This is a genomic window from Sphingobacterium nematocida, assembly GCF_900168125.1.
GTDB lineage: Bacteria > Bacteroidota > Bacteroidia > Sphingobacteriales > Sphingobacteriaceae > Sphingobacterium > Sphingobacterium nematocida.
This window is the reverse complement of sequence record NZ_FUZF01000010.1, coordinates 14169-36441: the sequence shown is the minus strand read 5'-3', so window position 1 is coordinate 36441 and position 22273 is coordinate 14169. Positions and strand designations below refer to the sequence as shown.

Here is a 22273-nt window from a genome sequence, read left to right as displayed (position 1 = left end):
AAATCACGTTTTTAAAGTTGTAGAAATAAGTTGACAAAAGCGTTTTTAAAGTTATCAACATAGATTAATCACTGCTTTTCAAGCATTTACCCAAAAACCCCTGCTACCACGTGCATTTTGAACGACTTCGCTCGAAGAGTGTGGAAAAGTATGACTAACGCTCCGAATGAAAATATTGGATATTTGTTCTTGTTGAGACTGTCACTGTCTCTACGATCAGCGTTTTTTTATACACTTTAGTAAACTATTCTCCCTATGAAGAGGGCAGTTTACAATCAAACTTAACATAACATGGCAAGAATCATCAAATTCGAAAAAAACGATTGCGTACCATGCGATCAAGTGTCGACTTACTTAGACAACAAGGGTATTTCGTACGAGAGAGTTAATCCGTTTGATTCCCCTGAATTAGCTGTCAGGTTTAAAGTGCGTACGGTCCCTACTGTAATTGTTTTGGATGGTGAAGAAATAAAACACCGTATTATAGGTTTTAAACCACAAGAACTAGAAGAAGCTATTGCTCAATAAGGAAGGTCATCATAAAAAGCCAAGATTATGATACATTTATATTTTGACAGCAAGACTGGAAATGTACAACGCTTTATCGATAAAGTGGTACAGATAACAGGATGGCAAGCCAGCAAGATACAAAAGGACATGATTGTCGAAGAATCTGGACATTTAGTTACGTTTACGACAAATTTTGGAAAGATTCCTCCTTTAACAGAAGAGTTTTTGACCAACAATAGCAGCAAGTTATTTTCTGTAACCTCAAGTGGGAATCGCAATTGGGGCAGAAATTTCGCGGTAGCAGCAGATAAGGCTTCAGCAATACATGATATCCCGTTAGCCTTTAAATTTGAGCTATCGGGCACAATGGAAGATATAAATCAATTTATAGAAATAATTAAGAATCAATACTATGATAGCAAACGAGGTAGCAAAAAACTGGATATTGCTTAATAACGAAATCATGATCAAACATGATGACGAGTATAGCCTTCACAAAGATAAAGAGGCTGTACGCGCTTATTTCCTGGAATATGTAAATAAGAACACTGTTTTCTTTTATAATCTAAAAGAGAAAATAGATTATTTAGTGGAGCATGACTACTATATCAATTTCTATCAGTGGTTTACATTCGAAGAAATGGAGCAGGTATTCAACTATGTATATGCCAAGAAATTTCGCTTTGAATCCTTTATGGCAGCGTTCAAATTCTTCCAGAGCTATGCTTTAAGGGATGATTCCGGTGAGAAGTTTTTAGAACGCTACGAAGACCGTGTTGTCGCTGTTTCTTTATTTCTAGCGCGTGAAGAGGGCGTTCAGAAAGCTATTGAATACGCCGAGATCATGATCAGTCAAGAATATCAGCCTGCTACCCCGACATTCTTGAATGCTGGAAAAAAACGTTCTGGAGAATTGGTATCTTGTTTCTTGGATGAAATCGGTGACAATTTAAATGGTATCGGTTATGCTGTTGATTCGGCGATGAAATTGTCTTCTATAGGTGGAGGTGTATCGTTCAATATATCCAAAATACGCGGTCGTAGTGAAGCTATCAAAGGTGTAGATGGTCGCGCAGGAGGTGTATTGCCAATCATGAAGATCATGGAAGATACATTCTCTTATGCAAATCAATTGGGACAACGTCCTGGAGCAGGAGCTGTATATCTTAACATATTTCACTCGGATATCGAAGAGTTTTTAGATTGTAAAAAAATCAATGTGGACGAAAAAGTCCGTATCAAATCACTATCGATCGGTATTATCGTGCCAGACAAATTCATGGAACTGGCCGAAAAGGATGAACCGGCTTATCTAATCTATCCACATACGGTCATGCAGGAATATGGTCAATACCTGGATGAAATGGATATGGATGCGATGTACGATGAATTGATTACCAATCCGAACGTCAAGAAAAAGAAAATAAATGCACGCCACTTGTTGGTAAAAATTGCACAGACGCAAAAAGAATCTGGGTATCCATACATATTCTTCAAGGAGAACACGAACAAAGAACATGCACTGAATGGTCTAGGGAAAGTAAAATTCTCGAACCTGTGTACAGAAATCATGCAAATATCCGAAGTGTCTGATATCAATATCTACGGTAAAGAAGATACGATCCGCTACGGTATATCTTGTAACTTGGGCTCTCTAAACATAGCTACCGTAATGGATAACAAGCGCATTAAGGAAACGGTAAAAACAGCAATGCGAGCTCTGACTGTAGTAACAGATGTAACAGATATTGAGATGGTACCATCTATCGCTAAAGCAAACCGCGAATTGCATTCTGTAGGTTTAGGAGCGATGAATTTGCATGGGTTCTTGGCAAAGAGTTTCATTATGTATGAATCGCACGAGGCTTTGGATTTTGCGAATACATTTTTCATGACAATGAACTATTACTCCTTAGAGGCTTCTATGGAGATTGCAAAAGAACGTGGTAGAACATTTGTAGGTTTTGAAAAGTCGGCTTATGCTGATGGAACGTACTTTGACAAATATTTAAATAGGGATTATCTTCCTAAAACAGACAAGGTTAAAGAACTATTTGACGGTATCCACATCCCTACGATCGAAGATTGGGAAAACCTAAAAGCGCAAGTAGCTGAACATGGTATATACCATGCATATCGCTTGGCAATAGCTCCAAATCAGTCGACATCTTACATCATGAATGCTACTGCTTCTGTAATGCCTATCGTCGATATTATCGAAGTACGTGAATATGGGGACAGTACAACTTACTACCCGATGCCTTATTTGACAAATGATAATTACTTCTATTTCAAATCGGCATACGACATGGATCAGATGAAGGTGTTGAAATTGATCTCTGTAATTCAACGTCACATTGACCAAGGTGTATCGACTATCCTACACACGAACTCGAAAGACAGTACACGTGACTTGGCAAAATATTATATCTATGCACATAAGTTGGGCTTGAAATCCTTGTACTATACACGTACACGGAAATCAACGATCGAAGAGTGTATCTCTTGTTCAGCTTAATAGACATCAGATTTGAGATAATACATATAAGTCAGGAGAATTTTTGAATAACACTTCTCCTGATTTTTACTTTTTAATTTTTACTTTTTAATTAGTACATGAACAAACAATTTACAGCCGTCAACTGGAATACTCCTGATAATGATTATGCCCTGATGTTTTGGGAGCAAAATATCAAACAGTTTTGGATTGACACGGAATATATCCCATCTAAAGATATCGATAGCTGGAAGGGCCTAAGCTGGGATATGAAAGAGTGTTATAAAAAGGCATTAGGTGGGTTGACCTTGTTAGATACATTACAGAGTCATACTGGTATGCCTAAGATTATAGACCATATCGACTCGCTCCAAAATAAGGCTGTACTATCCTATATGTGTATGATGGAAGCAATTCACGCTAAATCGTACTCCACAATATTCACTACGGTATCAACTACCAATGAGATTAACGATGTATTTGGATGGGTTTCGCAAAACAAATTTTTGCAGTTTAAAGCCAATACTATCGACAAATATTACCGTGGTATAGATAAGCAAAACCCTAGTGATGAGGAATTGTTTATGGCCTTGGCTGCATCTGTACTTTTAGAATCTTTCTTATTTTATTCAGGATTCTTCTTACCATTATGGCTATGCGGTCAAGGGCAGATGGTAGCTTCGGCTGATATCATCAAAAAAATTGTCGCTGATGAGTCCATACACGGTGTATTCGTAGGGTTAATGGCACAAGAAGTCTATTCCAAACTTCCGAATAAAGAAGAAGTTAAACAACGTTTTCTGAATCTCTTGAATGAGCTTTATGAAAACGAAATCAAATATACTGAAGAACTGTATACCGTCGTAGGACTGACCTCTGAGGTAAAAGAATATGTTCGCTACAACGGCAATAAAGCGTTGATGAATCTCGGATTTGACCCTATATTTGAAGTAAAACAGGTTAATCCAATTGTTTTGAACGGTCTAAATACTGAAACTACACAGCACGACTTTTTCTCTAAGAAGTCTACGAATTACGAAAAATCTATGGAAATTGTTCATCTAAAACATGAAGATTTTGAAATGGATGCAACAGTAGATATTTAATTAGTTCTCAAACAGAATTATTCTCCCCCTTTTCGTTTATTCGGAAAGGGGGTTTTATTTTGGTGTTCTTTGTAAAACACGTATTACACAAACGTTTGTTATAATCTACTCATCTTAAGTATTACAACTATATATGTATCTTCATTAGTAAACCTGAAACTATCGATTATGAAACAAATCGCCTTATCATTATTATTATCTACTTGCTTATCCCTGGGCTTCGCACAAACAGATAATGATCTCAAATTCTTTTCGAAAGAAAACCTTACTGCCATAAAGAAAGGAAGTACGAATGCTCAACTAGCAGGAATCACCTCTCCTAGCTTACGAAACACCGCTCTACAGTTGGTGGATAAAAGCTATCCGCTCAAAGATAGATACAAAACTTATTTCGCTTACCTTGATCCTAAAATTTTGGCGGAACAACTAAAAACCAGCTCATATTCACAATACGAAAATCCGACTGGGATCTATTTCACCGCAGGAGAAGAAGCTATAATCTGGGTTGGAAAAACTAAAGGTCAAGTGATTAATCTAGTTGTTGTAAACTGGGATGATGAGCATTTCAAACAAAGTAAATATGAACTGAAAGAAGGCATAAATACATTTACACTTCAGAATAAAGGGAATTCGTATATCCAATATTTTAGAAAGGACAACAAATCAGGAAATCCGATTGATATTCATATTCTTTCGGGTAAGGTCAATGGCGTATTTGACCTATCAAAAGACGACAACAAAAAATACCAAACTCTATTGGCCCAAGCACCAGGTCCCATTTTAGATCTTGTAGGTAAGAAAGTACAACTCGCCTATGCTGTCAGCTCCTTGAAAAAGGAAACCCCAGAGAATGGAGTAGGTTTGATGCAGCTCTATGATTCCATCATAAATATTCAACATGAAATCATGGGACTGGTCAAGTACCACCGTGAGCCTAAAAACCATATGTTTGGCAGGGTAATTTGGAAGGGCTTCATGCATGCCGACGGGATCGGTGCTGCCTTTCATGATAACACCATGTCTTCGGTCGCCAATATCCCAAATCTGCGTAAGAACTCTTGGGGCGTTGCCCATGAATTTGGTCATGTCAACCAGGTGCGTCCTAATATGAAATGGGTTGGCACGACAGAGGTTACCAATAATATCTATTCAGTATGGACACAATATTTGTATAATCCAACAGAGCCCAAACTAGAACGGGAAAAATTGAAAGATTATGATGAGGCGAAAGTTGGGGGAAGAATCACATCATATATGGAGTCTGCTTTTGTACATGGTCAACAATGGTTGACACAGGCTGGTCCGGACCGTTGGCAAAGGGAAAGGCCTCGCGATTGGGGCGGAGATCATTTTGTGAAACTCGTACCATTATGGCAGTTGCAACTATACTTTGCTAAAGTCGGTAAAGGATTTGCTTGGGGTAATAAAGATTTTTATGGAGATGTCTTCATCAAAGCGATAGATGACACTGTTGTACATGCTCCCCAAGATAGTTACTACCAATTACAATTTGTAAAAAACGCGTGTGATGTAGCCAAATTAGATTTAACAGATTTCTTTGAGAAGTCAGGAATTTTGGCCCCTATCGATCTAATCGTAGACGATTATACTGTAGGTCGTATGAAAATAACAACAGAGGACATAAATAAAATAAAGTCTCATGCGGCACAATACCCTAAACCAAGTACACCTGTATTGCACTACCTGACGGCAAACAGTATAGACATATACAGACTACAGCAACCTGTAGCGGGTAATAAGAATATAGGATATCAAAAGGAGCAGGGAAAAATAATTATCGACAATACGAAATGGTCGAACGCAGTTGCCTTTGAAACGTACAAAAATGAGACCTTAATTAAAGTAGCGTTCCGTGGTGCGGGATCGGAAGATGCAAGTAAGACCACTGTACACATACCGGATGGATTTACATCGGTCAAAGCTGTAGGATGGAACGGTCAACGGATAGATGTTTTATAATAACAAAGGTCTGCACAATGTGCAGACCTTTATTATTATAGGCTACCTTTCTTCATCTCGCTGACCGCATAATCAACCGATCGTGCCGAAAATGCCATATAAGTCAATGAAGGATTTTGCGTAGAGGTCGATGTCATACAGGCACCGTCTGTCACAAACACATTTGGCACTGCATGCATCTGATTCCATTTGTTGAGCATCGATGTCTTGGCATCATGCCCCATTCGTACGCCGCCCATCTCGTGAATATCTAAACCAGGAGCTTGTGAGGCTTCATCTCTACGAATATTTGTAAAACCGGCTACCTTAAACATTTCTTCCATCGTGTCAAGATAATCTTTTTTCATCTTATGATCATTCTCATCGTAATCTATCGAAATCTTTAGTAATGGGACTCCCCAATCGTCCTTTTTATTGGCATCCAGTGCTACATAGTTAGCTGCCTTTGGAATAGTCTCTCCCATCATGTGGGATCCAACCCCCCAATTGCCTAGCTTTGGATTTAACAAGGAAGTCTTCAAGTCCTTTCCCAGTCCAGATTGATCTGCCGATTCAGAACGCCATGCTCCAAAACCAGCAGCATATCCACGCAAATAATCTGTCTCTTGCTCGTGTAGATTACGGAAACGTGGCATATACCCTCCTCCAGCAGGATTACGTCCCTCGGTCTTGAAATCTAACAATCCTTCATACTCGGCATAAACACGGGCACTATAATTGTGAAAAGCGACGTATTTACCTAAAGTCTCGCTATCATTTCCCAGTCCGTTCGGGAAACGGTTCGATACAGAATTTAGAAGTATCAAATTCGTGTTTATCGCTGCAGCGTTAACGAAAATAACCTTCGCATAAAACTCGATTTCCTCTTTTGTGTTACGATCGATCACTTTAACACCGATCGCTCTCCCTTTATCCTCATCGTATAAAATAGAATGAACCACAGAATCGGGTCTCAAGGTCATATTTCCAGTCTTGGCCGCCCAAGGCAGAGTCGACGAGTTGGAACTGAAATAACCGCCAAACGGACAACCGCGTTGACAGAGTGTTCGATTTTGGCATTGAGTCCTTCCCTGCTGTATATGTATAGGCTGTGGCTTGGATATATGAGCACAGCGGGCGGATATGACCTTTCTTTTTGGATATTTACCCTCAATCGTCTGTTTAAAATACTTTTCAACAACATTTAAAGGATAACCTGGTAAAAACTCTCCATCGGGTAGCTCTGCTAACCCATCTCGATCGCCAGCAATACCCGCAAAACGTTCAACATGGTCATACCAGTGCTTCAAATCAGCATAACGTATAGGCCAATCGACAGCAAACCCATCCCGGGCGGGTCCATCAAAATCAAAATCGGACCAGCGTTGTGTCTGTCTTGCCCATAAAAGTGATTTACCGCCTACCTGATAGCCTCTGATCCAATCGAAAGGTTTGTCCTGTATATAAGGATGTTCTTGATCTTTAACAAAAAAATGAGCTGCATCTTCGTGAAATGCATAACACTTGCTCACAATAGGATTATCTTGTTTGACTTGATAGGTCATCTCATTGCGATGCTCAAATTCCCAGGGGAACATATTGGTCGTCGGATAATCTTTGATATGTTTTACGTCTCTTCCTCGTTCTAAAACCAAAGTTTTTAATCCGCGTTCACAAAGCTCTTTGGCAGACCATCCACCACTAATCCCCGAACCAATTACAATAGCGTCATAAGTTCTATCTTTCTCAGAATCTATATTTAGATTTGCCATACTTTTTTATGCATTAACTTTTACGGCTCCGTTATAACGTCCCGGCACCAATTCGTAAACCAACTTATTCTTCATCACATATTCTGAATTAAGATATCCTTGTATTGTACGCTTTTTCAAGATTTCGTAAAAAACGTCTTTTTCAAGCCCATTCAGGTAAGCCAATCGTTCAGAATCTGTCTTCAATTCAGCTTTCTTTACAAGTTTAAGTCCCGCTAAAAAAGCCTGTTGATCTTCTGGACTGTGACAATCATCCAACATTTTCATCACAAAAAGATGTAAGTTTAGTTCCTTCGCTCCCGGAGAATCTGTTTTAGGAATTATAGCCTCCACCAAATCACCAATAAGTGATTCATCAGCTGCAGACAACTTAATATTCTCTAGTACGATGGAAGTGCCTTTTCCTCCCTGTGTACACGATGAAGCTATTACTAGCCCTCCTGCGACTATGAAAAGCTGTTTTAACGCTGTTCTTCTGTTCATTACATTCATAATTCAGGAATCTAATTTAAGATTATTTTCTAAAAAAACGTTTTAGCAAAATGATTTTAATTACAAAAACGATGTATTTCTTCCATAATCTAACACATCTCTCAGATTCGTAACCAAATGATCAACGGTTTTGTCTAAACGAGAACGCTCAACAGCATGTGCACTAACACCTATACAATACAAGCCTGCGGCTTTGGCTGATGTCGCTCCGGTGATCGTATCTTCTATCGCTAAAATCGACGATATCGGCATCCCCATTCGGTCTATTCCCTGTAGATAAGGTTCGGCATTAGGTTTCGGATTTTCAACATTCTCTCGAGTCACAAAAAAATCGAAATGGGACAACAACTTATGATGTCCTAAAACTGTCTGAACAGTAGACTCATAACTAGAAGTAACCAGACCTACGCGAATTTCGGTTTTCTTCAAATACGCTAATATCTCTTTAGCAAAAGGCATCAATTGAATTACGGTCATATCTGACTGGGCGTAACTCGCTCTCGTCTCCGTCCACATAAATGTTTCGTCCGTCTCTATACCCCACTTCTCTTTAAGAAAGGCAACATTCCTACTTAAGGTATGTCCCGCAAAATAAGTTAACCAATCATCGAACGATATTTCTAAATCAAAACTGTGGGATAAGATTGGCTGCCAATTGGAAAAATAATAATACTCCGAATTAATTAAGGTACCGTCTAAATCAAAAAGTACACCTTTAAACTTTGTCATATCTTAAAGATATAAAATAGAATGGAAAATTGGGAAGTAAGCAATGATGATGTTATTGGATATAAAAGCAATTTTGGTTAAGTTTGTTCTAGAAGATTTCCTCAGATATCACATATTATTTTATGCAACTCGTCCTAATTACGTCGCAAAAGCTTCCTTCATCCCTTGAAACTAAAGTATATGAAATATCCATGTAACAACGCAAACAAGAGGAACCGAGAAGCAGCATGCACACTATCTGACAATAAAACCGTGCATAATATAATTTGGATATTCCATTCCGATAATTCGGAACAAGTTAATGACAGTTAAAAAATAAACCGATCCGCCAGCTGGCGGATCATGAAATAATTATTTATATATGAAAATAATAGCTGTAGGCCGTAACTACATCGATCACGCAAAAGAATTAAATAATCCAGTCCCAGATCAACCTGTCATCTTCCTAAAGCCTGACACTGCTGTTCTGAAAGACAATAAAGATTTTTATATTCCTGAGTTCTCAAAAGACATTCATTATGAGTGTGAGATCGTAGTGCGTATCTGTAACGAAGGAAAACATGTGTCCAAAAAATTTGCCCACAAATATTATGACGCTGTTGGTTTAGGTATAGACTTTACAGCTCGTGACTTACAAAGCCAACTTAAAGCAAAGGGCTTACCTTGGGAACTAGCAAAAGCCTTTGACCATTCGGCAGTAGTAAGCCCCCTTATACCTAAAGAGGAGTTAACAGACATCAACACAGTTCCCTTTTCGCTAACAAAAAATGGCCTCCCTGTTCAAACAGGAAACACATCGGATATGATATTTGATATTGATAGTTTAATTACCTTTATCTCTGCTTATATCACGCTACGTAAAGGTGACTTAATTTACACGGGTACACCGGCAGGTGTAGGGCCTGTTGTTATAGGCGATAAATTAGAAGGCTTTATAGCGGATAAATTAATGTTTACCACACATATCAAGTAATAGGATGCGCAAAAAAATAGGCTATTTAGTACTACTACTTCTGTTGCAGTCGTCATTGTCAATTGGTCAAAAGAAGGAAATTATTACTTCTCGCAACTATCCGCAGGGATATTTTCGAAATCCTTTATCAATCGCGATGGATGCTTCTGGAACATTTGGTGAGCTACGTTCGACGCACTTTCACGCCGGTGACGATTACAGAACTCAGCAACGGGTAGGATTGCCTCTACATGCTGCCGCTGAAGGTTATGTATCACGTGTACGGGTTCAGATCGGAGGCGGTGGTAACTCGGTATACATCGATCATCCTAACGGTTATTCTACCGTTTACTTGCATATGGATAATTTCAATGAGGTACTCACTAACATTATTCGCGCAGAACAATATAAACAGCAGCGATTCGATGTTGATTTAACATTAAATCGGAACCAAGTCGTCGTCAGCAGAGGAATGCTAATCGGCCACGCGGGCAATTCTGGTGGCTCCGGGGGGCCACATCTTCACTTTGAGATACGTGATACCAAAAGTCAGCACCCTCTAAATCCTCAACTCTTTGGATTAAAGTTTACAGATAATTTCAAGCCTACAATCAACGGAATAATGCTGTATGACCTGAACGTACCATTATTCAACGAGCACACACCTAGAAAATCATTAAGTGTAAAGGCTTCGCAGGCGGGCATTTATACATTAACTCAGGCTAACCCAATCACTGTCAATGGCCGCTTCGGACTAGGCATCAATACTGTAGACAGACATCGCAGCGGAGGATTTCAAAATGGAGTTTATTCGATTGAACTTTTGATTGATGAAAAGCCGATATCAACAGTAGTTTTTGAAGAGTTGGATTTTAATACCTCACGAGGAATTCATTCTTATATTGATTACTCACACTGGAAAAAAACAAAAGTAAAAATTCAAAAGAGCTTTAAAGATCCGGGAAACCCGATAGAAATATTCAAAACATTGCCCAATACAAGGGGAATAGAACTACAGGCACAAAAAATATATGATGTAAAATATATTGTCAAAGATGTGGCAGGAAATACGAGTGAGTTGAATTTCAAAATTGATAATAAAATCAATAACAGAACTACGGGCCATAAATTCCTAGGCTTGCAACTGTTCAAATTTGACAAGACAAATTCCTTTGAAAGGTCAGATGTTAAAGTTAATATCCCACAAAAGGTACTATATGATGATTTGGATTTCGAATATTCTACGGCTTCTGCTCCGGCAAATTCCTATTCACAGCTACATAAAATTCATAATAATTTGACACCTATTTTTCAAGCGTACAACCTCGCCATAAAACCGACGTCGCTCCCTCTTCACCTCCAAGGAAAAGCTTTGCTTGCCTCTGTGGAAAATGGCGCTGAAGGTGGTTCATTTGAGAACGGCTGGGTTAGTGTAAATACAAGAAATTTCGGTAGCTTTTACGTTATTGTTGACACAATAGCTCCTACGATAACACCACGCAATCTTAGTTCGGGAAAGAATGTGTCTGCTCAACGGAAAATAGACTTTACAATATCCGATAATCTATCGGGGATTAAGTCCTTTGATGCTTATATTGACGACAGATGGGTACTAATGGAATACGATTCGAAAAACAGGCACCTTTGGCATACCTTCGATCCTTCATTAACTAAGGGGACGCATACTTTTAAGCTTATTGTAAAGGATTGGAAAGACAATCAAAAGGTCTACGAAGCTAGCTTTATTAAATAAGATTTCATAAATTAGGACTTTGGCCTATAAATTCAACCAAACATGTCAAATTTGAAAATTGGAGATCAGGCTCCACCGATTCAGGCGAAAAATCAAAACGGAGATCTAATCAATCTTTCGGACTTCGCTGGAAAAAAAGTAATCTTATATTTTTATCCAAAAGATAATACACCGGGATGTACGACTGAGGCGTGCAACTTTAGAGATAATTACCAATCGTTGTTAGGAAAAGGATTCGAAGTCTTGGGAATAAGTATTGACAGCGAGCAATCCCACCAAAAGTTCATCAGTAAGTTTGAACTACCCTTCAACCTTCTCGCAGATGAAAATCAAAAGATAGTCAATGACTATGGTGTTTGGGTAGAGAAAAATATGTACGGCAAGAAATATATGGGTACCGCAAGAACTACTTTTGTAATCGATGAAAAAGGGAATATAGAACATATCATCAAGAAAGTAGATAATAAGAATGCGTCCCAGCAGATTCTTGATTTGTATTAGTTTTAATCTTTTATATATATTTGCGCCTTATGAGCAAGCAAACAGACGATTTATTTAAAAATATAGTATCGCATGCAAAGGAATACGGTTTTGTATTCCAGTCGAGTGAAATATATGATGGCTTAAGCGCCGTTTACGATTATGGTCAATTAGGTTCAGAACTAAAGAACAACCTAAAGACTTACTGGTGGAAATCCATGGTTCAACTGAATGAAAACATAGTCGGTATCGACTCTGCTATATTCATGCACCCTACAATCTGGAAAGCATCGGGACACGTAGATGGGTTTAATGACCCAATGATTGACAATAAGGATTCAAAGAAACGCTATCGCGCGGATCAACTGATTGAAGATAAAATCGATCGTTATGAAAAAGATGGTAAGTCGGATAAGGCAGCACAGCTTCAAAAAGATCTGGATGATGCTTTAAACGCAGACGATTTAGTTCGTTTGAAAACGATCATCGAAGAACATAACATCGTATGCCCTATTTCAGGCACTAAGAATTGGACAGATGTCAGACAATTCAACTTGATGTTTGCTACCCAAATGGGAGCTATGGCTGATGGTGCTGAACAAGTATATTTACGTCCTGAGACTGCTCAAGGTATTTTCGTGAACTTTCTAAACGTCCAAAAGACAGGAAGAATGAAAGTCCCATTTGGTATAGCTCAGATTGGTAAAGCTTTCCGTAATGAAGTAATTGCACGTCAATTTATCATGCGTATGCGTGAATTTGAACAGATGGAACTTCAGTTTTTCGTGCGTCCAGGCACAGAATTGGAATGGTATGAAAAGTGGAAAGAGACGCGCCTAAAATGGCACTTAGCTCTCGGTTCAGATCCGGCTAAATACCGCTATCATGACCACGTTAAGTTGGCTCACTATGCAAATGCTGCCGTAGATATCGAGTATGATTTTCCTTTTGGCTTTAAAGAAGTAGAGGGTATCCACTCTCGTACTGACTTCGATCTAAAGCAGCACCAAGAGTTCTCCAAGAAAAAGATGCAATATTTTGATCCGGAAATAAATCAGAACTATATCCCTTACGTCGTCGAAACATCGGTAGGACTAGATCGCCTATTTTTGACTGTATTTGCAAACTCCCTGGTACACGAAGATTTGTCCACAGAAGAGAAACAAGATTCTAGGGTGGTATTAAAATTCCATCCGGCAATTGCTCCTGTTAAAGCCGCGATCTTCCCGTTAACTAAAAAAGACGGCTTACCAGAAAAGGCTAGAGAGATCATGAACAGATTGAAATTGGACTTCAATATGCAATATGACGAGAAAGATGCTATCGGTAAACGTTACCGTCGTCAAGATGCTATCGGAACGCCTTACTGTATTACGGTAGATCACCAAACGCTAGAAGATAATACGGTAACAATACGTCACCGTGATACTATGGAGCAAGAGCGCGTGGCGATTGACCAGTTAAGAAATATTATTGGTGATTTAGTAAGCTGGAACCACTTATTGGATCAACTTCTATAGTCGGATACGTAATAATTCTACTAAAAAAGAACCGCGCTGTATCAAATAGATATAGCGCGGTTCTTTTTTCTCTTAGCTTGAGCTTTCCCTCAATTAACGTATAATCTCGTCCAACAATTGAATATAAAATGCTATACCTTCCGCAACCTCATGCTCATAAATGTACTCATCTGCGGCATGTGAACGCGCAGAATCCCCTGGTCCCACTTTTAGTGAAGGTATTGGCAAAAGTGCCTGATCACTCATTGTGGGACTACCGTACAACTTTTTCCCAAATTTCTGTCCAGCCTGAACGATAGGGTGAGTTATCGCTATTGTAGACGGATTTAGTCTAGTCGATCTGGCCCTTACTTCAGACTGAACGTGTTCACGGATAAGCTCGAGTACTTCTTCATTAGTATATACATCAGTCGTACGCACGTCGACCACAAATTTACAGGATGAGGGGACAACATTATGCTGAGTACCGGCCTCGATCATAGTTACAGACATCTTTACTGGCCCAAGGTACGCTGACTGCTTGGGAAATTGATAGGAATTAAACCAGCGGATGTCTTCAACGGCTTTATAAATAGCGTTAACGCCTTCTTCGCGTGCGGCATGGCCGGACTGTCCTTGTGCCACACAATCCAGCACCATTAATCCTTTTTCCGCAATTGCCAAATCTAGCAAGGTAGGCTCTCCTACAATTGCAAACTCACAGGGAACAATATGCTGATAAACCTGTTCTATACCATTCCTACCAGAAATTTCTTCCTCAGCAGAAGCAACTAAGCACAGATTATATTTTAGTTCATTTACCTCATAAAAATGGAGAAAAGTAGCAATCAAGGAAACCAAACATCCACCGGCATCATTACTACCTAATCCATACAACTTACCACCCGATCTTATAGGTAGAAATGGGTCGTTTGTATAGCCCGAGTTTGGTTTTACAGTATCGTGATGTGAGTTTAGCAAAATAGTAGGTCGTTCTACTTGGAAAAACTTATTATAAGCTATCACGTTATTTCCAATGCGTTCCACATTACAGACCCCGTGTTCTTCTAAGAACTTTACCAATAAATCTGCTGTAGCATCTTCCTCTCGACTAAAAGATGGTGTAGCAACGAGATTTGATAGTAACTGAAGACTGTCTTCTATCAACGAAGTAACACTGCTATTCATTATAGAGACCACCTGCTTTTAAAGCTGAAAGCTTAATCCCCTTTATGAAAGCAGAACTGAGCCCATTATGCTCCATCTCGTTTAATCCCGCAATAGTACAGCCTTTTGGAGACGTGACTTTATCAATTTCGCTTTCGGGATGACTATTCGTTTGCAATAATAGATCCGCTGCGCCCTTAGCTGTCTGTATAGCCATCTTCAGAGCATCATGGGCATGAAAACCTATCTCTACCCCTCCTTGTGAAGCAGCACGGATAGCGCGCAGAAAAAAAGCAATACCGCAAGCACACAATGCCGTTGCCGAGGTCATCAAATCCTCGTTAATCACCACCACAGAGCCTACAGCATTAAAGATACGTTCAACTTTAGAAACAGCATCATCGGGAGCATTATCGGTGGCTATGCAAGTCATCGATTGCCCAATTGCAATTGCTGTATTTGGCATGGCTCTCACCACTAATCGGTCTTCTCCTAAGATATCTTTAATATCCTGACACGACACTCCCGAGGCAACGGAAACTATAAGTTGATGAGATTTCAAACTACTAGCGATTTCTTCCATCACTTTTCGGATCTGTTGCGGAAGGACACACAATATGACAATCTCGGAGTTTTGAATAGCGACTTTATTATCTATATTGATTTCAAAACCAAGATCTTTCTCCTCTTCCAAGGCTGCAAGCGACCGCCTTGTCAAAACAATCTCATTCGGTTGATAGTACTCCGATTTGACCAATCCTTTTGCTAAAGAAAGACCTATATTACCGGATCCGATTATAGTTAGCTTACTCATATTGTGTATTAGGTTGATTACTTATTAACTAAACAGGTACCAAATTTTTGTTGTTGAAATAAATGTAAGTTGGCTGCGTTACCAATATAAACAGATTTTACTCCTTTATTTATCGCATCAAAAGCATTCTCTAACTTAGGAATCATCCCATCGCTAATAATCCCTTTTTGCTTATAATCTTCAAACTTTTTAGCAGTGATACTTTCTATAACCGAATTATCATCAGAGATATCGGCTAAAACGCCATTTTTTTCAAAACAATAAATCAAAGATGTCTCATACAATCTTGATAAACAAGTTGATAGCGCTGAAGCAATAGTATCTGCATTTGTATTTAACAACTGCCCAACACCGTTGTGTGTGATTGCTGAAAAAACAGGGGTGAAACCCGCATCCAAAAATTTCTTAATGGCCAAGGTATTCACTGAATCGGCTAAAATATCACCTACAAAACCATAATCAATTTCGCGCACAGGGCGTTTTACTGATTTAATTACATTTCCATCAGCACCGCTCAACCCAATAGCATCACATTGATACTTCTGCAATTTTGCAACAATCTTCTTATTAGTCAGTCCGGCATACACCATAGTGACCACATCAAGCATCGATTCATCAGTAACTCTTCTGCCGTCAATCATCTTAGCTTCAATATCCAGCTTAGCGGCTATGCGAGTGGCAATTTTTCCTCCTCCGTGTACCAAGATCTTCTTGCCCGGTATGGCAGCAAATTTTTCCAAAAATGCTTCTAATTGAATATCATCATCAATTACGTTGCCTCCTATCTTAATAATATTCAATGTACTATTCGACATAGTTTAATTTTTAATTGATCTCTAAAATGAGATCTCTTTTAGATATTTTTATTGAGTCTTTCCAATATGCGTTTCAAAACAACCTGCGCAGCCCAGACCCGATTACTAGCTTCTTTAATTACTAATGAATTGGGGCCATCTAAGATCTCTGCTGATAACTCCAAATCTCTACGGACTGGTAGACAATGCATAACTTTAGCATCATTTGTTTGTTTAAGCTTCTCATTATCCATCATCCAATTTTCGGACACAGGATAGACCTCACCATACTCTTTGTAAGAGGACCAATTCTTGACATATACGAAATCTGCTTCAGATAAAGCGTCGTTGAGATCATGTGTAATAGTAGCCCCTGTCGTAAACTCTTCGGCTAATTCATAACCGGGGGGGTGTGCGATAGTGAAATCGAGCAGGTTCTGTTCCTGTGCTTTAACCATCCATTCGGCAAAGGAATTAGGAACAGCCTGGGGAAGGGCTTTAACATGGGGAGCCCATGCAAGCACCACCTTAGGTCTATCGACCTGTTTATACTCTGTAATCGTAATAAGGTCAGTAAGACTCTGTAGGGGATGTCGGGTTGCACTCTCCAAAGAAACAACGGGAACGCCACAGAATTTGATAAACTTATTAAACAAATCTTCATTATAATCTGCTTCTCTATCCTTCAAAGAGGGGAAACTCCTCAAACCTAGGATATCGCAATACTCTCCCATCACGGCAGCGGCTTCGCGAATATGTTCTACTGTCGTGCCATTCATCACGACGCCGTCCTGTGTCTCTAATGCCCAGCCGTCCTTGTCCATATTCATTACCATGACATTCATTCCTAAATTCATGGCAGCTTTTTGCGTACTAAGCCTGGTACGTAAACTCGGATTCAAAAACACTAAACCCAACACTTTATGTTTACCCAAAGATTCTTCGGTATTAGGATTAGCTTTTATAGCTAGAGCCTCTTCTACGAGATCGCTCAGATTATCAACATCTGCAACGGAGAAAAAATTCTTCATCTTATTATTAGTTATCAATGACCAATAGTCAATATACAATTCGTTGAAACTATAGTATCTTAAGCCTTTAGACGCTCGTCTAAGGCGGTCAAGAATCTATCAGCTATACCTTTATCGATATTTAAAGCAGGGAGAATACGAATAACATTTGGTTTAGCCTCTCCCGTAAATATACGATTTTTCACCAGTAAATCCTTCTTCACATGTGCTAACTCTTCAGGAAGATCAATACCTATCATCAAGCCCCTTCCTCTCACTTCTTGAACCCTATCAAACCCTTTCAATTCAGAAATCAGGTAGTCGCCGATACTTTTCGCATTTTCAATCAACTTTTCAGATTCCATCACGTCCAACACAGCCACCGCTGCCGCACACGCTAAATGATTACCTCCAAATGTTGTTCCCAACAAACCAAAAGATGCCTTAAACTGAGGCGCTATACTGATGGCTCCTATAGGAAATCCATTTCCCATTCCCTTCGCCATCGTATAAATATCAGCCTGAACTCCTGCGTAATCATGGGCATAAAATAACCCAGTACGTCCATAACCACACTGTACAGAATCTGCGACAAAAGCGGCCCCGTATTGATCGCATAGGTTTCGAATCAATTGAATAAACGGTATAGATGCCTCTCGTATTCCACCCACTCCCTGTATTCCTTCGATAATTACAGCTGCAACTTCGCTTCCATAAGATGTAAAGGCCTCCGACAATGCCTGTTCATCATTAAACGGCAAAAAAGTCACATTGTCTGTCTGATTTACCGGAGCTACTATTGCGGGGTTATCGGTAGCAGCTACAGCCAATGACGTTCGACCGTGAAATGCCTTTGAAAATGCTATAACTTTCTTTCTACCGGTATGAAAAGATGCCAATTTCAATGCATTTTCATTTGCTTCTGCTCCCGAATTGCACAAAAAAAGTGAATAGTCCTCTTTCCCGGATATTACTCCAAGTTGTGTAGCCAACCGCTTCTGGATAGGGATTTCAATTGAATTAGAATAGAAACCAATGTTATTTAACTGGTCGGTAATAGATTTAACATAGTGGGGATGTGTATGCCCTATAGATATCACTGCATGGCCACCATACAAATCTAAATACTCATTACCTGCAGCATCCCAAAGTTTGGATCCTGTGGCCCGTACGATGTTAATAGGATTAACGGGGTAAACATCAAACAAATTCATCAATTAAATAATAATTAGTGTAAACAAAACTATGCACAAATATAACTAAGACGCACTTAATACGCTATGAATAAACGAAAAAACCTGTGATAACTAGCTATATAAAAGATTAAACAAAAAAAGGCCTATCATCGCTGATGATAGGCCTAATATTTTTAAGGAAAGAAAAAATTAGTCTTTTTTCTCTTCTGTAGCAGGAGCTTCTTCGGTTGCAACAGCTTCTTCAGCTTTTACTTCTTCAACAACTTCCACTGTTTCTGTACCTTCAGCAGCTTTTTTCTTAGCACCACCGCGGCGGCGAGTAGTTTTCTTCTCAGCTTTAGCGTCTTTGCCGTAAACCTCGTTATAATCTACCAACTCAACAAATGCCATCTCAGCATTGTCACCTAAACGGTTTTCTAACTTAATAATACGAGTATAACCGCCTGGGCGTGTTGCTACTTTCTCAGATATTTCGCGGAACAAAATAGTTACTGCGTCCTTATCTTTCAAGTAAGCAAATACCGTACGACGAGAGTGTGTCGTATCATTTTTAGATTTCGTGATTAATGGCTCAACATAAGTACGTAAAGCTTTAGCTTTTGCTAAAGTAGTAGTAATACGTTTGTGCTTGATTAATGAAGTCGCCATATTAGCTAACATCGCCTTACGGTGACTGTCAGTGCGGCCTAAGTGATTTACTTTTTTTCCGTGTCTCATTTTCTTAGTGTTTTTTCGTGCGTACCGTTCTTAAAGAAATGAAATCAATAAGAGGAGAAGATTCTAATCTCTAACTTAATCCACTTCGTTCGAGGAATTACGCAACAGGTCGCTTTTATTTTTATTTATTATTCTTCGTCCAATTTAAACTTAGACAAGTTCATTCCGAATGATAAACCTTTTGATTTTACCAATTCCTGAATTTCACTTAAAGATTTCTTACCGAAATTACGGAATTTCAACATATCAGCTACGTCGTAAGTAACTAACTCAGCTAATGTGCGAATATCCGCCGCTTTTAAACAGTTCAATGCACGCACAGAAAGATCTAAGTCTACTAGTTCTGTTTTCAAAATCTTACGCATATGTAAGATCTCCTCGTCAACGACTTTGGTTTCCTCTTTCGTTTGCGACTCCAACAGCATATTCTCATCAGAGAACAACATAAAGTGCTGAATAAGAATACGAGCAGCTTCTTTCAAAGCATCCTCCGGGTGAATTGATCCGTCTGTAGATATATCTAACAACAATTTCTCGTAGTCAGTTTTTTGTTCTACACGGTAATTTTCAATGGTATATTTCACATTCTTAATCGGAGTGTAAATAGAATCGATAGCGATTAAACCTACAGGTCCATCAGTTACCTTATTCTCTTCCGCATTTACGTAACCACGTCCCTTTGAAACAGACAACTCTACCTCAATAGTTACAGAGCTTTCCATGTTACAAATTACGAAGTCTGGATTCAATACAGTAAAGTTGTTAGAAAACTTAGTGATATCGCCTGCTTTAAACTGTTCTTGACCATTGATAACTACAAAAATCTTCTCGCTGTCGCCTTGTTCACCACTCTTTTGAAAACGAACTTGTTTCAAGTTTAAGATGATCTCAGTTACGTCTTCTGCTACACCTTTGATCGTAGAGAATTCGTGTGACACGCCCGAAAATCTTACCGACGTAATCGCATATCCTTCTAGAGAGGACAATAAAATACGGCGTAAAGCATTACCAATAGTAACACCAAAACCTGGCTCTAATGGACGAAATTCGAAAGTACCATCAAAATCTGTTGATTTTTGCATGATAACTTTATCCGGTCTTTGAAATGCTAAAATTGCCATTTATAATATTTTAATATTTTTCAACAATGTATATCTTAATAACAGATGCATAATCCCGAGAATCGGAATTATGCATAGTTATTAATTATTATTTAGAGTATAACTCTACGATTAAGTTCTCTTTGATATTCTCAGGAATGTCAGCACGCTCTGGGTATGTCAAAAACTTACCTGTTAATGCTTTTGCGTCCCACTCTAACCAACCGTATTTGTTGATTGTTCTTCCTGCTACAGAATTAGAGATAGCCTCTAAAGCTTGTGAGCGCTCACGAACAGCGATGACGTCGCCTGGACGAATGCTATATGATGGAATGTTAACGACACTACCGTTAACAGTAATATGCTTGTGCGAAACTAACTGACGAGCAGCAGCGCGAGTCGATGCGATACCTAAACGGTATACTACGTTATCTAAACGTGCTTCTAATAATTTCAAGAAGTTTTCACCTGTAATACCTTGCTTTGCAGCAGCTTTTACAAATAAGTTAGCAAACTGACGTTCTAAAACTCCGTAAGTATACTTAGCTTTTTGCTTCTCTAACAACTGAATAGCATATTCAGATTGTTTTCCTCTTCTTTTTGATGGGCCATGTTGACCAGGAGGATAATTCTTTTTTTCTAATGCCTTATCAGGGCCAAAAATTGGCTCTCTGAATTTACGCGCGATTTTGGACTTTGGTCCTGTATATCTTGCCATTTTTTTTCTCTGTTTGAAGTATCTACCAGCCTAAAGCTGATGAATCTTAATCTTAAACAATAATATTATTAAACTCTTCTGCGTTTTGGAGGACGACAACCATTGTGAGGAAGTGGAGTAATATCCTTGATAGTCGTTACATCGATTCCTACGGTTTGTAACGTACGGATAGCAGACTCACGTCCAGCACCAGGCCCTTTAACGAAAACCTCTACTTTGCGTAATCCTAGATCATGTGCAACTTTACCACAATCGTTTGCTGCTTGACCTGCTGCATACGGAGTATTCTTTTTAGAACCTCTGAAGCCCATTTTACCAGCTGAAGACCATGAAATAGTTTGACCAGAATTATTAGTCAAAGTAATAATAATGTTGTTAAAAGTAGCATTGATATGAGCTTGACCTACAGGCTCGATAACAACGATACGTTTTTTTGTGACTTTTTTACTTTTAGCCATTTCTTACTTGTTATTTAGTAGCTTTTTTCTTGTTTGCAACTGTCTTACGTTTTCCTTTACGAGTACGTGAGTTGTTTTTAGTACGCTGACCACGAACTGGTAAATGCTTACGGTGACGTAAACCACGGTAACAACCAATATCCATTAAACGTTTGATATTCAATTGAACCTCTGAACGTAAAGCACCTTCTACTTTAATTTCATCATTGATAATCGTACGAATAGCAGCCAATTGATCATCATTCCATTCCGAAACTTTTACATCTTGACTAATTCCTGCTTTATCTAAGATATATGCAGCAGTCGCACTACCAATACCAAAAATGTAGGTAAGGCCAATAACGCCTCTTTTGTTTTTAGGTAAATCTATACCTGATATCCTTGCCATATAATATTTTAAGCGATTTTGTTAATTAATTATCCCTGACGTTGTTTGAATTTAGGGTTCTTTTTGTTGATCACAAAAATCTTTCCTTTACGACGGATGATCTTACAATCCGCACTACGTTTTTTTACTGATGCTCTTACTTTCATTTTACTAAATTGTTAA

The 22273-nt window shown here is 38.9% G+C and carries 23 protein-coding genes; 9 read left to right on the top strand and 14 right to left on the bottom strand.

Translation table 11 applies throughout. The features are described 5' to 3' along the window. The first annotated feature begins 291 nt into the window (after positions 1-291). From B5X76_RS11700 to B5X76_RS11680, 5 genes are all read left to right on the top strand, one after another. Positions 292-528, top strand: coding sequence for a glutaredoxin family protein (locus B5X76_RS11700; RefSeq protein WP_079643298.1), 237 nt, complete (start codon positions 292-294; stop codon positions 526-528). Positions 529-555: 27 nt separating this feature from the next. Beyond that, positions 556-963, top strand: a complete 408-nt coding sequence (gene nrdI, locus B5X76_RS11695) for a class Ib ribonucleoside-diphosphate reductase assembly flavoprotein NrdI (RefSeq protein WP_079643297.1) — start codon at positions 556-558, stop codon at positions 961-963. After that, positions 923-3028 carry a class 1b ribonucleoside-diphosphate reductase subunit alpha gene (nrdE, locus tag B5X76_RS11690; protein WP_079643296.1) on the top strand — a complete coding sequence of 702 codons (2106 nt, stop codon included), beginning with the start codon at positions 923-925 and terminating at the stop codon, positions 3026-3028. The genes nrdI and nrdE overlap by 41 nt, the downstream gene beginning before the upstream one ends. 98 nt (positions 3029-3126) lie before the next feature. After that, positions 3127-4113 (top strand): class 1b ribonucleoside-diphosphate reductase subunit beta, encoded by a 987-nt coding sequence (gene nrdF, locus B5X76_RS11685; protein WP_079643295.1) that lies wholly within the window; start codon positions 3127-3129, stop codon positions 4111-4113. A gap of 168 nt (positions 4114-4281) precedes the next feature. After that, positions 4282-6093 (top strand): M60 family metallopeptidase, encoded by a 1812-nt coding sequence (locus tag B5X76_RS11680; protein WP_079643294.1) that lies wholly within the window; start codon positions 4282-4284, stop codon positions 6091-6093. 35 nt (positions 6094-6128) lie between these two features. Here the strand turns inward: B5X76_RS11680 and B5X76_RS11675 are convergent, their stop codons facing one another. From B5X76_RS11675 to B5X76_RS11665, 3 genes are all read right to left on the bottom strand, one after another. Further along, on the bottom strand, positions 6129-7844 hold the full coding sequence (locus B5X76_RS11675) for a GMC oxidoreductase (RefSeq protein ID WP_079643293.1): 1716 nt from the start codon (positions 7842-7844) through the stop codon (positions 6129-6131). Positions 7845-7850: 6 nt separating this feature from the next. After that, positions 7851-8327 (bottom strand): gluconate 2-dehydrogenase subunit 3 family protein, encoded by a 477-nt coding sequence (locus B5X76_RS11670; protein ID WP_079643403.1) that lies wholly within the window; start codon positions 8325-8327, stop codon positions 7851-7853. A gap of 69 nt (positions 8328-8396) precedes the next feature. Next, positions 8397-9065 (bottom strand): HAD family hydrolase, encoded by a 669-nt coding sequence (locus B5X76_RS11665; RefSeq protein WP_079643292.1) that lies wholly within the window; start codon positions 9063-9065, stop codon positions 8397-8399. A 361-nt stretch (positions 9066-9426) separates the two neighbouring features. Here B5X76_RS11665 and B5X76_RS11660 point away from each other — a divergent pair, with 361 nt between their 5' ends. Genes B5X76_RS11660 through B5X76_RS11645 form a run of 4 tightly spaced genes read left to right on the top strand, consistent with a single transcriptional unit; the run spans position 9427 to position 13770 of the window. Further along, positions 9427-10038, top strand: coding sequence for a fumarylacetoacetate hydrolase family protein (locus B5X76_RS11660; RefSeq protein WP_079643291.1), 612 nt, complete (start codon positions 9427-9429; stop codon positions 10036-10038). A 4-nt stretch (positions 10039-10042) separates the two neighbouring features. Then, a complete protein-coding gene (locus B5X76_RS11655; protein ID WP_079643290.1) occupies positions 10043-11770 on the top strand; it encodes a M23 family metallopeptidase in 1728 nt (575 codons plus the stop codon). Positions 11771-11812: 42 nt separating this feature from the next. Beyond that, positions 11813-12271 carry a thioredoxin-dependent thiol peroxidase gene (bcp, locus tag B5X76_RS11650; RefSeq protein ID WP_079643289.1) on the top strand — a complete coding sequence of 153 codons (459 nt, stop codon included), beginning with the start codon at positions 11813-11815 and terminating at the stop codon, positions 12269-12271. Between the two features lie 29 nt (positions 12272-12300). Beyond that, positions 12301-13770 (top strand): glycine--tRNA ligase, encoded by a 1470-nt coding sequence (locus B5X76_RS11645; protein WP_079643288.1) that lies wholly within the window; start codon positions 12301-12303, stop codon positions 13768-13770. Positions 13771-13863: 93 nt separating this feature from the next. Here the strand turns inward: B5X76_RS11645 and B5X76_RS11640 are convergent, their stop codons facing one another. The 11 genes from B5X76_RS11640 to ykgO form a co-directional block, all read right to left on the bottom strand. Beyond that, on the bottom strand, positions 13864-14937 hold the full coding sequence (locus tag B5X76_RS11640) for a M20 family metallo-hydrolase (protein WP_079643287.1): 1074 nt from the start codon (positions 14935-14937) through the stop codon (positions 13864-13866). After that, positions 14930-15730, bottom strand: coding sequence for a pyrroline-5-carboxylate reductase (proC, locus tag B5X76_RS11635; protein WP_079643286.1), 801 nt, complete (start codon positions 15728-15730; stop codon positions 14930-14932). The genes B5X76_RS11640 and proC overlap by 8 nt, the downstream gene beginning before the upstream one ends. Before the next feature lie 17 nt (positions 15731-15747). Further along, positions 15748-16545, bottom strand: coding sequence for an acetylglutamate kinase (gene argB / locus B5X76_RS11630; RefSeq protein WP_079643285.1), 798 nt, complete (start codon positions 16543-16545; stop codon positions 15748-15750). Between the two features lie 38 nt (positions 16546-16583). Then, positions 16584-17555, bottom strand: coding sequence for a Rossmann-fold NAD(P)-binding domain-containing protein (locus B5X76_RS11625; RefSeq protein WP_079643284.1), 972 nt, complete (start codon positions 17553-17555; stop codon positions 16584-16586). A gap of 59 nt (positions 17556-17614) precedes the next feature. Beyond that, positions 17615-18748, bottom strand: coding sequence for an aspartate aminotransferase family protein (locus tag B5X76_RS11620; RefSeq protein ID WP_079643283.1), 1134 nt, complete (start codon positions 18746-18748; stop codon positions 17615-17617). Positions 18749-18919: 171 nt separating this feature from the next. Then, a complete protein-coding gene (rplQ, locus tag B5X76_RS11615) occupies positions 18920-19447 on the bottom strand; it encodes a 50S ribosomal protein L17 (RefSeq protein ID WP_079643282.1) in 528 nt (175 codons plus the stop codon). Positions 19448-19575: 128 nt separating this feature from the next. Continuing rightward, positions 19576-20568 (bottom strand): DNA-directed RNA polymerase subunit alpha, encoded by a 993-nt coding sequence (locus B5X76_RS11610; protein ID WP_079643281.1) that lies wholly within the window; start codon positions 20566-20568, stop codon positions 19576-19578. A gap of 88 nt (positions 20569-20656) precedes the next feature. Then, positions 20657-21265: a 30S ribosomal protein S4 gene (gene rpsD, locus B5X76_RS11605; protein ID WP_079643280.1), complete on the bottom strand. Its 609-nt coding sequence runs from the start codon at positions 21263-21265 to the stop codon at positions 20657-20659. Positions 21266-21333: 68 nt separating this feature from the next. After that, complete coding sequence (gene rpsK, locus B5X76_RS11600; RefSeq protein ID WP_079643279.1) at positions 21334-21723, bottom strand: 30S ribosomal protein S11; 390 nt, start codon at positions 21721-21723, stop codon at positions 21334-21336. A 10-nt stretch (positions 21724-21733) separates the two neighbouring features. Beyond that, positions 21734-22111 (bottom strand): 30S ribosomal protein S13, encoded by a 378-nt coding sequence (gene rpsM, locus B5X76_RS11595; protein WP_021071233.1) that lies wholly within the window; start codon positions 22109-22111, stop codon positions 21734-21736. 29 nt (positions 22112-22140) lie between these two features. After that, a complete protein-coding gene (gene ykgO / locus B5X76_RS11590) occupies positions 22141-22257 on the bottom strand; it encodes a type B 50S ribosomal protein L36 (RefSeq protein WP_021071232.1) in 117 nt (38 codons plus the stop codon). Positions 22258-22273: the final 16 nt, after the last annotated feature.